This is a genomic window from Cytobacillus sp. (assembly GCF_032154635.1).
Taxonomy (GTDB): domain Bacteria; phylum Bacillota; class Bacilli; order Bacillales; family Cytobacillaceae; genus Cytobacillus.
In genome coordinates, this window is record NZ_JALDXW010000017.1 from 92,122 (window position 1) to 107,223 (window position 15,102).

Sequence of the window (15,102 nt, forward strand, 5' to 3'; positions counted from 1 at the left end):
TTTCCAATGCTGGAACTTAGTTTAAAATCCTTTTTATGAATTTTAATCCATTTTTCATTGTTGGATATCTAAAAGGAAGATCAAACCGGGTTGTTTGCTTTAATATACTTTTTTCATGTGTAAATACATCAAAGCTCCCTTTCCCATGATAAGCCCCTATTCCACTCTCTCCTACTCCGCCAAATGGCAAATAAGGAGAGCTCAGATGATAAACGGTATCATTAATACACCCCCCACCGAAGGAAATCTCATTCAATATTTTTTCCTGAATCATATCGCTTTCTGAAAAAAGATATAATGCGAGCGGTTTCGGGCGACTTTGAATTTCTCTAATACTTTGCGGCAATGATTCATATCCCATCACAGGCAAAATCGGTCCAAAGATTTCCTCCTGCATCACTTCATCATCCCAATGAATCTTATCTAAAATCGTAGGTTCAATAGTAAGTTTCGTTTCATCAAATTTTCCTCCAAGATATCGTTCGCCATTATTCAGAAAGGAAATCAGCCGCTTGAAATGCTTCTCACTGACTATTTTTGTAAATAGGCCAGTATCAAAAATATTTTCACTATATAATTCATAAATGGCTTCCTTTAATTCGTGTAAGAATTCCTTCTTCACACGACTGTGTACATATAAATAATCGGGAGCCACACACGTTTGTCCTGCATTCGTAAATTTTCCCCATGCAATTCTCTTTGCAGCTAATTTCAAATTTGCATCCTCATGAACGATACAAGGACTTTTGCCTCCTAATTCAAGTGTTACCGGTGTTAAATTTTTTGCAGCTGCTTGCATGACAATTTTCCCAACAGAGACACTGCCTGTAAAGAAGATATAATCAAATTTCTCATTCAACAAAGCAGTGCTCACCTCCACACCGCCTTCGACAACAGTAATAAACTCTTGAGGGAATTTTTCGCTGATTAGTTTGGCTAACACTGCAGATGTATTCGGAGTTAATTCCGAAGGCTTTAAAATCACACAATTTCCAGCAGCAATTGCACCTGCCAATGGGGCTATGGCTAATTGGAATGGATAATTCCACGGAGAGATTACAAGAGAAATGCCATACGGTTCAGGATAGATATAGCTTTTTGAACCAAGTGTTGCTAAAGAAGATCTTACCCTTCTTGGCTTTGCCCATACAGATAAATGCTTTAGGGTAAATTTTATTTCTTCAAGCACAATCCCAATTTCTGTCAAGTAAGTATCAAACTCACTTTTATTTAAATCTTTCTTTAACGCAATCATCAAATCTTGTTCATTTGTTCGAATAAGACTTTGCAGCGATTTTAATGCTTCTATCCGATACGACAACTCTTTCGTTTTTCCTTGTAAAAAGAAGTTTCTTTGTTTTTCTAATAAATCTCCGAATTTTCCCAATTATGCAACCCCCAATCACTTCTTACATTAAATAAATTTTAGCACGTTCCTCCCCTGAATGAAATTCCTCAATCTCGCATTACATAACTTCATAAATTAGTGGAACACTTATAATTGGGAGGGATAGAAAATGTTAGGTGATTTACTAAAAAAAGCTTTTTCCTCAAATAAGAAGAATAATCCGTTTAAAGAAAAATCCAACTCAAAAGAAATTAAGATAAAAGAACAAAAGATACATGCTGACCTTGAATATACTATAGCTATTTTTAAAAAAATCTATTCTTTCCCTACTAATAAGGATGTGAAATTCCGGTCGTTTCAAATTGGCGGATTGAATCAACAAGCTTGCCTTATTTCTATTTCAACAATTATTGATATAAATCTTCTGGATGAATTTACCATTCAACCGTTACTTAAAAACAATGACCCATCCTGTTCTATCGAAAATTTATTAATGGTACAAGCACTGTCTACTGTCGAATTTAATAAGGATGCCATTTATGAAATCAATAAAGGAAATGCCGTTTTATTTATTGATGGCTACACAAAAGCCTATAGTATTGCTGTTGCAAATTTTCAAGGAAGAGATGTTAGCAATGCTGATAATGAAATCGTTTTAAAAGGCCCTAAAGAAGCCTTTACTGAAAAAGCAATGTCCAATATTTCGCTCATTCGCAAAAGAATTAGGGATGAAAACCTTGTTGTTGAAACCGTCGCTATATCCAAGCGCACGAAGAATGAACTTTTTATTCTCTACATTAAGGATTTAGCAAATGAGCAGCTTCTTAACAACATTAAGAAAAGGGTAAATGCATTAAATGTAGATTCCGTCCAAACCTTAGCTTTGCTGGAGCAGCATATCGAGGAGAGAAAACTTTCATTATTTCCGTCTATTCTTTATACAGAAAGACCTGATCGTGCCTCAGCCTTTATCGAAGATGGCTATATTGTTTTATTAATGGATAATTCACCTGATTCATTGGTGCTGCCAGCTACCTTTTGGTCTTTTTTCCATATTTCTGAAGACCACTATTTAAGGTATATTTATGGAAACTTTACAAGGGGGTTGCGGATGATTGCCATATTTATCACCTTGTTTAGTTCTTCCATTTATGTTGGTATTACTAATTACCATACAGAAATGATTCCTCCTGATTTATTGCTGGCCATCTCAGCAACAAGGGAAAAAGTCCCGTTTCCTGCCATTATTGAAGTTTTGTTAATGGAATTTGCTTTCGGTTTGATACGAGAAGGTGGTTTACGCGTTCCAACCCCGATTGGACCGACGATCGGAATTGTTGGGGCCTTAATATTAGGACAGGCTGCAGTTCAGGCAAATATCGTTAGTCCAATCGTAGTTATTGTTGTTGCCTTGGCTGGGGTTTGCTCATTTTTAGTTTCTGACATAAGCATGAACTTCGCTATTCGAATTATTCGATTCTTTTTTATTCTCTCTGCAGGTATTTTTGGTTTCTACGGAATGACAGCAGTTTTTACAGCAGGTCTATTTTATATCGTCTCCATTAAATCCTTTGGTGTCCCTTACTTATCTCCAATGACTCCTAAATACGCGTCATCAAAAGACACGGTATTTAGAAAACTTTTGAAAAATGAAATTTTTCGCCCAGGATATTTAAAGCCAAAAGATATGAAAAAAACATAGGAGAATGTGGATGGAAGATTCAAAGGGAAAGATCGGCATTAAAGAATTTATTGCCATAATTATTTTAACAATTGGCACAAAGCTCACGGATGATACAACCGTCATTTTGTATAAGCATATGGGAAATGCAGCGTGGATGTCCCCTATTGTAATGTGTGCCCTCTCCATTATTCCGATTTATTTACTTATAAAAGTTTTGACTATTTACGAAAGCAAAAATTTAGCAGATGTAGTCAAACATCTATTTGGAAAATTTTTTGGTTTTTTTACCTTAATAGTTTTATGGGTTACATTATTCTCTGCACTGACAGTTGATTCAGCCGTATACACGGACATCATCTCAACAATGTATTTCGACAAAACGCCTACGATTATGATCTATACACTCTTAATGATTGTCAGTGTTTATGGAGCAAAAAAAGGAATTGAGCACATTGGTTCTGTTGCTTGGTCGGTTCTTTTTTGGATTAAATTTTCACTGCTTGCAGCTTTATTATTAACCTTTGCTCAAGGAGAAATATTGTTTTTATTCCCCACATTTGGGAATGGTGCATGGGAAATTGTAAAAGAAAGCTCTCTCAGGGTTTCAATCAATGCTGACTTTCTTTACTTAGGTCTAATTTTTCCGTATATAAAAAATATGAAGGTGTATAAAAAGGGAACATGGATAGCATTTGCCATCATCGTTACCGAGCTTTCCTTATCGTTAGCTGGTTTTGTTATGCTATTTGATTATAAAGGAATTCAAATGATGGATTTCCCTTTTCATGAAACCATTCGGTATATCGAGATCGGATTCTTAGAAAATATTGAAAGCTTTTTCTTTCCTTTTTGGTTAATTGCTTCCTTTATTCGTTTTGCTTTCTATTTATATTTAGTATCCATTCTATTTGGAAGTCTGTTTAGTATTAAGAATTTCGAACATTTACTGCCCATAATTGCTACGTTAGTTGTTTTGTTAGGACTGATACCCGAAAATCCAACTTTTACAATCTTTAAATTAAGGGAAAAGTTACTGTTTATTGCAACACCTATATTTATTTTTTTGCCATTCTTATTATGGATAGCCGCTAAATTTAAAGGAGATTTTAATAATGATAAAGGAAAAGCATCTAATTAAGGTGATTTGTTTACTGTTAATCGTGTTTTCGCTTGGCGGCTGCTGGGATAAAAAAGAAATCGAAAGAAGTGCTTATGTAGTTGCTATAGGGTTAGACAAAGGTAAAAAATCAAACTTAAAGATTACTTATTTAATCGCCAATCCCGAGTATGGTTCGATACAGCAAGGAGGTTCAACAAATGAACCTCCTGTTGAAATAATTAGTTTTGAAACGGATGATCTCGTTTCGCCATTATATAAGGCAAATGCCGTCATAGCGAAAGAAATTTCCTATAATTTAATGAAAAATATCATCGTTTCTGAAAAACTCGCAAAAGAAAAGGATTTTATCAGATGGATGTATGACACGACAAAGGAAAAGGATATTCGGAGAGACACTTATCTTATCATTACTAAAGAAGACGCTAGTACATTTATTAACACGAATGAACCAAAACTCGAAACAAGGGCAAATAAATATTTTGATTTCATTATTAAACGCGGTATTGAAACGGCCAATATACCTGACTCCACATTGCATCGGTATTTACGAATTACCGAGGCAGATGCCGACTTGTTCTTAGGAATATATGCTACAACCGAACATCAAGATGAAGATCCGAGCAGTAAAGGGGATGACATCTTTGCCGGTCAGCTCCATACGACTGGAAAAACAAATAAAACACAATTTCTAGGATCAACTGTTTTTAAAGAAGGCACGATGATTGGAAAGCTGACAGCACAAGAAACTAGAATTTCTCTACTTATGAACGTAGCCCAAAAATCACCGCCAATGCTAGTCACCTTTCCGGATCCAAATAAGGAAGAATATCGGATGGCAGCTAAAATTACACAATTAAAAAATCCTGAAATAAAATTAACTCCAAGAAATGGGAGATCGAAAATTGATGCTACCCTTCCGCTACATATAGATATATTAACTGATCATGCCATGGAAAACTATGCAAAAGATACTCAGAAAAGAAATGAGCTCAAAAAATATATTGAAAACAGATTTGAGAAAAAAATAATGGAATTTGTTTCAAAAACACAGGAAGAATTTAAAGCAGAACCATTTGGCTGGTCATTAATTGCTAGGAAAAAATTCCCAAATACCCGTGAATATAAGAAGTTTGACTGGATGAATACCTATCCAGATATGGACGTGAATATATCTGTTAACATAACATTTGGAGAATTTGGCAGGCAAAGCAGAATGCCTAGGCTAGAGAAAGTAAGGGATTGAAATTGAAAATATTTATTTGGATTGCTTTAATACTCGTCTCTCTTTATTCCTTCGGATTTACAATATCATTATGGAGAGATAAGAAAAGACTCGGATCCGTTGCTGTGTTGTCATTAGCAGCCGCAACAATAATAGTTGCTTTTCTTGGGGCACTAAAATGACTACATCTTATTTTTATCTCCCTTTAATAGAAAAATGGCCAAATATCTAGTAGAATAGATTTTATATTTAGTGGCTCTAAATATTATTCTAAATTTGACACATTTTTATGGATTTTAGCGATTAGAGTCCAAATAACAGTTTTCATTGGGAGGAAATCTTATATGAGTAGTGATTCACGTTCAGAGGGTGCATCAAATCTGCAGATGCATTCCGAAAAAATATGGACAAGGGACTTCGTTCTCATCTGCTTATCCAATTTTTTTATTTTTCTTGGGTTTCAAATGACATTACCGACAATCCCTTTATTTGTAGAGGAACTCGGAGGAAATGATCAGTTGATCGGGATTGTCGTTGGGATATTTACTTTTTCTGCTCTTCTCCTGCGACCATATGCAGGCCATGCCTTAGAATCAAAAGGAAGAAGGTTTGTATACCTGACTGGACTTGGCATTTTCGTCCTATCAGTCGGCTCTTTTGGTTTTGTTAAAAGTTTAGTCTTCTTATTTATTATGAGAATCATTCAAGGCTTGGGATGGGGCTTTTCTACAACAGCTTCTGGCACAATTGCTACAGACTTAATCCCTGTCAAAAGGCGTGGAGAAGGAATGGGTTATTATGGCCTATCAGGAAACTTAGCCCTCGCATTCGGACCGACATTAGGTCTCGCTTTAGTCGGTGTGGTTACTTTCACCCAACTATTTTTAATTTGTGCAATTCTCGGTCTTGCAGCATTTTTCTTATCCTCAACGATTCGATATAAGAAGGCTGAACCGCAGACTGCCCAGCTAAAAAAATGGGACATTTACGAGAAAAGCGCCCTTCCGCCATCCATGCTCTTATTTTTTATCACAGTAACTTTCGGCGGAATCGCATCATTTCTTCCAATCTATTCAGCACAGAAAGGCATCCCAGGTATCCAATGGTATTTCCTCCTCTATGCATTAGCGTTAATGATTAGTCGAACATTTGCTGGAAAACTATATGACCAAAAAGGACACCAAGCTGTTTTCATTCCAGGAGCACTATTAATTATTATTTCCATGATTCTATTATCATGGCTGCCAAACAGTCTATTCCTTTACATTGCTGCCATATTATACGGTCTTGGATTCGGGACTGTACAACCCGCTTTACAAGCTTGGTCTGTTAAAGAAGCACCGGTTAATCGCAGGGGGATGGCGAATGCAACATTCTTCTCTTTTTTCGATCTTGGTGTAGGGATCGGGGCTATTATGTTTGGACAAATTGCCCACTGGTTTGGATACAGTGCGATTTATGCGGTTGCAGCAGGTTCTGTATTTTGCTCGATCATCCTGTATCTTGGAATCCTATCGAAAAATCGGAAGGTGCAAAGGGCATAACTTTTTATTTAAAATCTTCCTCCTCTTCAATATAAGCCGGAGGAAGATTTTTTATTTTCATTTGCTTTGTGCTTGTTTGCTACTCGATGATTCCTGATTCAATTATATCCATTGTAACCTGTACCGATATTTTTATATCAGGATAGATTTCTTCCCATTTTTCTTTATTCCATTTTCGTGTTCGGGTACGGACCTCTTCACCAACACCTAACGGGTCTATTTTTTTTTCTTGGAATTTTTTAATCATTTCTTCTGAATTCTTTTTTATATCTTCTTCCATCGCTTGTTCTAGTTCTTTTAACTTTTGCTTAGTTAATATTCCATCATTATATTCTCGAATCATCGATTTTATTTTTACTTGAATGATTATCTCATTATTTGTCATTGGTTTTGGTATTTGATATTTTCTTTTTGAACGAATATTAAATATGGAAACCTTTGTATTTCCGTCTAATTGAATCGCATGGGTATCATTTTCACCTTTTCGATTTAAAAGGATTTTCAAATAAAAATATTCTTTCTCTTCAATATGATCAACCATTTTATCGTTATCAAATAAACCAATTGCTTTAAGATTGATCTTCCCGTCCTTTCTTCCAATAATCGGAAGCATCGGATCAATTCCTTCCGCATAATACTTATATAAAAATTGATGTAAATTCGTTTTATGAATCAAACCCGATTCAATGTTTTGTTCGATTAGGTTAGATAAAAAAATACCATTATCCATATTCCCATATTGCTTGCTTAATAACTCTCGAGGACTTCCGTCAATGACAGCAAGATAAACATTGGATCCAACAGATGGATCTCTCTGTAAAGTATCTAATAGATCCTTTATTCCCCTTTCTGCTGTTTTCTTTTCATATAAAGTAACTTCCAATTTTCCGCTGACCAATGGTTTTTCTGATTGCAAACTGTGTTTATCGCGAATTTCTTTACTGAGAATCGATGAAGCTACAAGTGTTTCATTTTTTACAGATTTATCAGGTTGAAAATTCGGGAATACTGCGGTTACCTCAATCTTATCCTCATCTATGTATTCATAGGCTGCCGCGGTCGCCAATTGTATGTCATCTAATATTCTCTCTTTAATATTCATGCATCCTGAAAGAAACATTGACATTATTATGGAAAGAACAACTATATTAAGAACTCTTTTCAAGCTTTCCCCTCCTCATTTTCGATATAAAAAAAGATATAAGGGTGAGCAAAGGAATATAAACAAAGACTAAGCATAATCCTATTAACGACATAATTTTACTTAACAGAGCAATCTCCCCCCGGCTCTGTATTGCCACAGAAGTACAAAATAATATACTCAATAGTACTAACAGTACTTTTTTCGGTTTTAGATTAAAAATTTTTTGAATGCCTTTTGTTGCTGCCCAAACAGAAAAACAAATATTTGGAAGAATGATTAAGACCCATGATGTAATGCCAATATATTCAAACCTTTCTACAAAGGGCATTTCCACAATTTTCCACAAAGATAAGGTTGCCCAAATTTGCTTGCTTACTTGTCCCTCACTAAAAAATCCAATGGTGATAATTAAAATAAATAAATAAATGACTACGGTTAACAAATTGCCTAATTGTGCCCATTTTTGCGACTTTTTTGGGTGCTTAATGTATGGATAATACATGAGCAAGGTTGAAAATCCTAAAAATCCAAGAATCATATCCTTTATCGAAATAGTTAAATCCTTTATAGAATGATTCCAAATAGGCAGCAAATTTCGGAAATGCGCAAACTCGACAGGAAAAAAAAACGTAAAAAATAAATAAAATGGGATACAAACGCCTAAAAAGCTTAGCCCAGTAACAACTCGGAATCCTCCGGTTACACAATAGTAGACGAGAATAGTAAAAATCAGTGTAAACATGTACATATTAATTGTAGGAAACATCCATACCTCAACAATCTCTAAATAATTTCTTAAGGTTACAATTCCAATCAATAGCCAATAAATGATCCAGATTAGACTTATAACGCCACCAACCCATTTTCCAAATAACTCCTTATGAATCTGAACTATATCCTTTTGGTGCCTGTTAAGTAATACATACATAAGCCAGATGATGAAGCTTACCAACATACCCGCTGCTATGACAACCATCCAAGCATCATTCCCAGCAGACTTCATTATTACCCGCTGGAATCCTAATACCCCAACCCCTACTTGAACCGCATGAATGATAAAGAAAACTAGAAAAGGTGATACTTGCAGTTCCTTTTTTTCCAATTAAAACACCGCTCCCTTTCTCAATCCCTTATATATCATCCTTTTCTTTTGCTTTCATTGGATTAAATCGCATTGTATCCTCTGTTTGTTCCTGAATGGGTCTCTTTGTTTGCATTGAAAAAGGCAGCCGAATAAGTGAATCCTTTAAATCCTGAACTCTAAGCGGATAAAATGGTTCAAGAAATGGTCTGCCTAAAGAGGATAACCTTAATAAATGAATTAGCAGAAAACAAAAACTAACAGCGACGCCTAATAGACCAATATAATGCGCCATTAATAAAAAAGGGAAACGAATTAGTCGGATCGTATTGCCCATTTGGTATACAGGTGTCGTAAAGGATGCTAAAGCTCCCAATGCAACAATAATTAACAATACATTGCTTGTTAAGCCAGCTTCTACTGATGCCGTTCCAATGACAATACCTCCAACGATACCAATAGTCTGTCCAACCTTTGTAGGGAGTCTTGCTCCTGCTTCCCTTAATAACTCAATCGTCAGTTCCAAAACAACCGCTTCCATAATGGGGGGCAATGGAATGGCGCTTCTTGAAGTGACTAATGTACTAAGCATATCTTTAGGGATTAATTCATAATGGTAGGTAAGAACTGCCACATAAATTGGCGTAATTAAAATTGAGAAAAAAACCGCAAAAAATCGGACTAAGCGAAAAAAAGAAGCAACTGTCCAATTTAAAAAATAATCTTCAAATGCAGAAAAAAATTCAAAAAACGTAGTCGGTCCAATTAGTCCGTGTGGAGCACCATCAACTAATATCGCAATCTTTCCATCCCCAAGTACCGAAGCAATCCGATCAGGCCTCTCCGTATCAATCAATTGCGGGAATGGTGAATTCTGATTATCCTGGATGAGCTGTGTAAGATAAGAGCTATCATTAATTTGGTCCACCTGCAATTCTGAAAGCCTTTGGACAACAGTATTCACATTCTCTTGATTAGCGATACCATCAATATAAAGAACGGAAACTCTTGTTTTCGACAAATTCCCAATTTGCATTTCCTTTATTACCAGATCTGCAAGCGGCAACCTTTTTCGGACAAGATTAATGTTCGTGTCAAGCGCTTCTACAAAAGCTTCTTTCGGCCCTACTACACTAAATTCTACCTCAGGAATTGTTACTTGCCGCGTCCTTTCCACACTTGCTTTTGCAAGACCCATTTGGTTTAAATTATTGATATCAAATATAAGGATAAATCCTCTTAACAGTTGTTCTTGAATTTTTGTCGCGTCCTTTTCAAGACTTACTTCTTCAATGGGAAGAACATTAGGCAAGGCATTCATGATCTCCAACTCTTTTAAGTATGGCAAAATATCTCGATGCAAAATTTCTGTGTCTACTAAGGATGTATAATACCCTATACATAGCGTTGATGATCTTGATGCATACGTAAATTGAGTAAATTCATCGGATTCCGTTAATCGCTGTAACAATACTTGAAAAGAATGATCCTCGTCACTTCTGTCTGTTTTTCTTTTGTTTCTCCATATTCGCATCTAAAGATCACCCGTCTAAAAAAATATAAAATGAGTACCTATTTTCATACTTTACAAGAACCCTTTAAATTATACGCTTTCACCTTTTAGATCCTGCTATTATGTATAATTGAAAAGCACGATATAAAAAGCAGAATCGAAATGAGTTATTCTTTTGAATCTGCTTTTTTACAACATAATTGATGCATGATTCGCACCTTTTAGGGAGATTAAATAAAAGAAAATGAAAAAGTCATCCGTTTTAAACTAGAACGGATGACTTAAAAAGTTCAGAGCATTTATATATTTTTTTGTTCTTTTATGAATTAACCAATAATCACTCGTTCTTTCGGATAATGGTAATTAACTTCCTTTTCTCTTTTGCTAAAAAGAAAAATAAATGAGAGGATGCCTATTCTTCCAATGAACATTAGTGTAATAATGACTATTTTCCCTATTGAGCTTAACTCAGGCGTGATTCCCATGGATAATCCGGTCGTACCAAATGCAGAACTTACCTCAAATATTATCTCTAAAGTAGTAAATTGTTCACTAGCCGTTAGAATAATAGTTGCTACAAAACAAAGAAGCACTGCAAGCGTACTAACGACAACCGATTTTCTTACATCTTCTTCGTGTAATTCACGGTTAAAAACCCTTATGTTTTTTTGACCTTTCGCAAAGGAGACCAAAATTAACATATTCACTGCTAAAGTTGTCGTTCTCACTCCACCCCCAACAGAGCTTGGAGATGCACCGATAAACATTAAAAAACAAAGGACTAATAATGTAGAGTCAGTAAATTGGCTTACGTCCATTGTAGCTAACCCGCCATTTCTAGTGGTTGATGATTGAAACAGCGCATAAAAAAATGACTCATGCCAAGATTTATTTTCAAAAAAATGGGTAGCTTCGAATAGTAGAATAATAATTGCTCCACCAGCCATAAGCGAAAAAAATGTGATTGTTGTTAGTTTGGTGTAGAGAGAAAAATGTGTTCTGTGGCTTTTATTCCGATTAAATAGGTATTCCTTTAGTTCAATTAATACAGGGAAGCCAATGGCTCCTAGAGTTAACAGTAGAATATTAATAAACTGAACAAAATAATCATTTGCAAACGGGATCAGCGAATTTCCAGTAATATCAAATCCCGCGTTCGTTGTTGCACTAACCGAAGCAAATAGACCTTGTAAATAAGCTTCTTTCCATGTTGGGAAATAATTAAGAAAATACGTACCTAAAATAAGGGCTCCTATTATCTCAATCAACAAAATCATAATAAAAATTTGTCTCATTAATCGGACCAATCCAGATAAATTTGATTGGTTTTGATCAGTCATAATTAATTGTCGTTCCCTTAGTCCTATTTTTTTTCTCATTACTAACCACAGGAAGGTACCGAGCGTCATAATTCCAATTCCGCCAAACTGAAGAATAAACATGAGAATAAATATGCCTGCTGTACTGAACGTATCTACTATAGATACAACAGAAAGTCCAGTAACACTTAATGCACTAACTGCTGTAAACAAGACATCTAAAAAGGTCCAACTAACCCCAGGTTTCAGCGCAAAAGGCAAACTAAGTAAAATAGTAGAAATAATAACAGCAATGAAATAAAATGCAACAATGATTTGAGCTGGTTTAAAGCTTTTTTTACTAAAAAATGCGTACACTAGGTAATACCCCATCTCCTGTTTAGATTGCTCTAATTTGCCTTTTTAGAATAACCTTCAAAAAGGTCCATCAACCATTAAATCAAAATGCTACGAGGGCAGTTGAGGTTTAAGGTTTGAAAGGATGGATTCTTAATATCATGTTAGCCCAGCAAAAGACTTATTTACGGTCTTATTAAGAATAGTAATAAAATACTCTCACCCTTTAAAAATGTCAACCCAACTTAAAGTAGAATCCCTTCAGTCATTGACACTACTTTAAAATAATGCTATATTTTATTTATTCTAAAAAAAGGTGTGGGGATTTATGTCGGGAGTAGGTATCAACTAATTTAGTTGAATAAGGTTTTTAATAACTGGTTTTGCCAGTTTATTAAGTATGCCTTTTTTCACAATGAGTTTCGTTGTGAATACCTACCTTAAGACTGCTTCCTTTTCCATATATTCGTGTAACATATAAGTATGTTATGTCGAAAAGCATGGCGGGATATGTCCTGTCATGCTTTTTTGCTTCATTCTCCTTATTGTTAACGATAATTATGCTTTGTATTTATATAAAGCATTGTGCCCGCAGGAGCTTTCTATCCAACTAACGGTTTATTTGCTGTTACTTGGAAAGGTAGGTGTGTTATTGCGGGCATTTTTTTATCTCTAAATAAGGATTATGGAGGCAAACACATGAATACAATGTCATTTGAAAAATTACAATATAATAAGCTTAAAGAAATCGTAAAATCTTTTTGCAGTAGCAGTCTAGGCAAGGAGTTACTTGATAAACTTCACCCAAGCTCAAACATTAAAGCTGTAAGGAACCGTTTAAACGAAACAACAGAGGCAAGGAGACTATTGGATGCCGAAAGCAATCTGCCATTAAAAGGGATTACACATATTGGAAATCACATCGATAAGCTTGAAAAAGGCATGATGCTGAGCCCTTCAGAATTAATCGCGATTTCAGACTTTTTAAGAGGATGCAGAAATATTAAGAAGTTTATGGCGGATAAAGAATTTTATGCACCGATTTTACATTCTTACGCGCACTCAATGACTGAATTTAGAGGGATTGAAGATGAAATTAATTTCTCCATAAAAGGGAACAGTGTGGATTCCGAAGCAAGCAAAGAGTTAAAACGAATTCGCAATCACTTATCAAAGACAGAAGATAAAATTAAGGAGCGTTTGAATAAATTTTTAAGAAGCAGTGCAAATAAAGATTGTATTCAAGAATTTTTTATAAGCAAAAAAGATGACCGTTTTACGATTCCTATTAAAGCTTCGTATAAAAACAAAGTATCAGGATCAATCGTTGAAGTTTCCGCAAAAGGTTCCACTGTATTTATCGAACCTGCTGCCGTTTCGAAACTAAATGCAGAATTAGCTGTTCTAAAAGCGGAGGAAGCCATCGAAGAATATCAAATATTAGCGACCCTTTCAGGAATAATCCTTGAAGAAATTCAAAGAATCAAAATTAATATTGAACTAATCGCACAGTACGATATGATCTTTGCAAAAGCAAAGTATAGTAAAAGCATAGATGCCATTGAACCGAAATTGAATAATCATGGGTATATTAAACTCGTAAAGTGCAAGCACCCCCTTTTACAAGGTACGATTGTGCCGCTCAACTTTGAAATAGGCCACAAATATCGCAGCTTAATTATTACAGGTCCAAATGCAGGCGGAAAAACGATCGTTTTGAAAACAATTGGAATCTTGTCACTAGCTGTCATGTCAGGTTTTCACATTGCTGCTGATGAAGGAACAGAGCTTGCTGTGTTTGATCAAATATTTGTTGATATTGGCGATAATCAAAGCATTGAAAATTCACTCAGTACCTTTTCATCCCATATGAAAAACCTTTCAGAAATATTGAGTGCATCAAATAATCATACACTCCTGCTTTTCGATGAAATCGGAAGTGGAACTGAACCAAATGAAGGAGCTTCTTTAGCTATCGCTATTCTCGAGGAATTTTACAAAAAAGGATGTATTACCGTAGCGACCACGCATTATGGAGAAATTAAACGATATTCAGAAATTCATAGCGATTTCATGAATGCCGCTATGCTATTCAATAGTGATACACTTGAACCACTGTATAAGCTATTGATTGGAAAGTCTGGAGATAGCAATGCGCTATGGATAGCCAAGAAAATGAATATCCCTGAGCATATTTTGCAAAAGGCTCAGAATTATATTGATAATAAAAATTATGATTTAGAGCGAGTAAGGGAAAGCAAAATCCGCAAAATCCAAGATGAAGCATTGAAAGAAGCTGCCGATTATGAATTTGAAGTTGGAGATAAGGTGAAGCTAACAGAATATAATGATTTCGGAATTGTATACAAAAAGAAAGACTCCTTTAATAATGTGACCGTCCTATATAAAGAAGCATTTATAGAAGTTAGCGCAAAAAGGTTGGAGCTTGAGATTCAAGCAAGCGAATTATACCCGGAAGGATACGATTTAAATGCATTATTTGTTCGGTATGATGAGCGGAAATTCCAGCGAGATATTGAAAGAGGTTCAAAAAAGGCATTAAAAAGAGTGAGTGCAGAGATTAGGAATAGAAAAAACAACTAATTATAAGCAGAATTAGTGACCAGTATTCCCTCTTAGATTTAATACTGGTCACTAAACTTATTATTCGCGCCTTGGTTTTCCATTAAATGTAATTAACTGTTACTGTTGTTCTTATATGAAACCAATTATTCCACTTTTTGTTAATTCAGGTTACTATAAGTTCTTTACGAACCTGCTTTTCCCTTTT

General features: G+C 35.2%; 11 protein-coding genes. 6 read left to right on the plus strand and 5 right to left on the minus strand.

The window, feature by feature from the left end; all coding sequences use genetic code 11:
* Positions 1-16: 16 nt before the first annotated feature.
* Positions 17-1,387 (minus strand): aldehyde dehydrogenase, encoded by a 1,371-nt coding sequence (locus RUH74_RS13670; protein WP_313800863.1) that lies wholly within the window; start codon positions 1,385-1,387, stop codon positions 17-19.
* A gap of 130 nt (positions 1,388-1,517) precedes the next feature.
* On the opposite strand from RUH74_RS13670, the gene RUH74_RS13675 reads away from it, so the two are divergent.
* From RUH74_RS13675 to RUH74_RS13695, 5 genes are all read left to right on the plus strand, one after another.
* On the plus strand, positions 1,518-3,050 hold the full coding sequence (locus RUH74_RS13675) for a spore germination protein (RefSeq protein ID WP_313800864.1): 1,533 nt from the start codon (positions 1,518-1,520) through the stop codon (positions 3,048-3,050).
* A 10-nt stretch (positions 3,051-3,060) separates the two neighbouring features.
* Complete coding sequence (locus RUH74_RS13680; RefSeq protein WP_313800865.1) at positions 3,061-4,170, plus strand: GerAB/ArcD/ProY family transporter; 1,110 nt, start codon at positions 3,061-3,063, stop codon at positions 4,168-4,170.
* Positions 4,145-5,395 carry a Ger(x)C family spore germination protein gene (locus RUH74_RS13685; RefSeq protein WP_313800866.1) on the plus strand — a complete coding sequence of 417 codons (1,251 nt, stop codon included), beginning with the start codon at positions 4,145-4,147 and terminating at the stop codon, positions 5,393-5,395. The genes RUH74_RS13680 and RUH74_RS13685 overlap by 26 nt, the downstream gene beginning before the upstream one ends.
* A gap of 2 nt (positions 5,396-5,397) precedes the next feature.
* Complete coding sequence (locus RUH74_RS13690) at positions 5,398-5,556, plus strand: hypothetical protein (RefSeq protein WP_313800867.1); 159 nt, start codon at positions 5,398-5,400, stop codon at positions 5,554-5,556.
* A gap of 162 nt (positions 5,557-5,718) precedes the next feature.
* Complete coding sequence (locus tag RUH74_RS13695) at positions 5,719-6,918, plus strand: MFS transporter (protein ID WP_313800868.1); 1,200 nt, start codon at positions 5,719-5,721, stop codon at positions 6,916-6,918.
* 79 nt (positions 6,919-6,997) lie between these two features.
* On the opposite strand, the gene RUH74_RS13700 is transcribed toward RUH74_RS13695, so the two are convergent.
* The 4 genes from RUH74_RS13700 to RUH74_RS13715 form a co-directional block, all read right to left on the minus strand.
* A complete protein-coding gene (locus tag RUH74_RS13700; RefSeq protein ID WP_313800869.1) occupies positions 6,998-8,083 on the minus strand; it encodes a Ger(x)C family spore germination protein in 1,086 nt (361 codons plus the stop codon).
* Positions 8,067-9,164, minus strand: coding sequence for a GerAB/ArcD/ProY family transporter (locus tag RUH74_RS13705; protein ID WP_313800870.1), 1,098 nt, complete (start codon positions 9,162-9,164; stop codon positions 8,067-8,069). Before RUH74_RS13705 ends, RUH74_RS13700 begins: the two co-directional genes overlap by 17 nt.
* A 28-nt stretch (positions 9,165-9,192) precedes the next feature.
* The gene (locus RUH74_RS13710) at positions 9,193-10,677 is read right to left on the minus strand and encodes a spore germination protein (protein WP_313800871.1); all 1,485 of its coding nucleotides are present in this window, start codon (positions 10,675-10,677) and stop codon (positions 9,193-9,195) included.
* Positions 10,678-10,982: 305 nt separating this feature from the next.
* Entirely contained in the window at positions 10,983-12,332 is a 1,350-nt protein-coding gene (locus RUH74_RS13715; RefSeq protein ID WP_313800872.1) for a TrkH family potassium uptake protein, read from the minus strand.
* Positions 12,333-13,010: 678 nt separating this feature from the next.
* Between RUH74_RS13715 and RUH74_RS13720 the strand changes: the two genes are divergently transcribed.
* Positions 13,011-14,915, plus strand: a complete 1,905-nt coding sequence (locus RUH74_RS13720) for an endonuclease MutS2 (RefSeq protein ID WP_313800873.1) — start codon at positions 13,011-13,013, stop codon at positions 14,913-14,915.
* Positions 14,916-15,102: the final 187 nt, after the last annotated feature.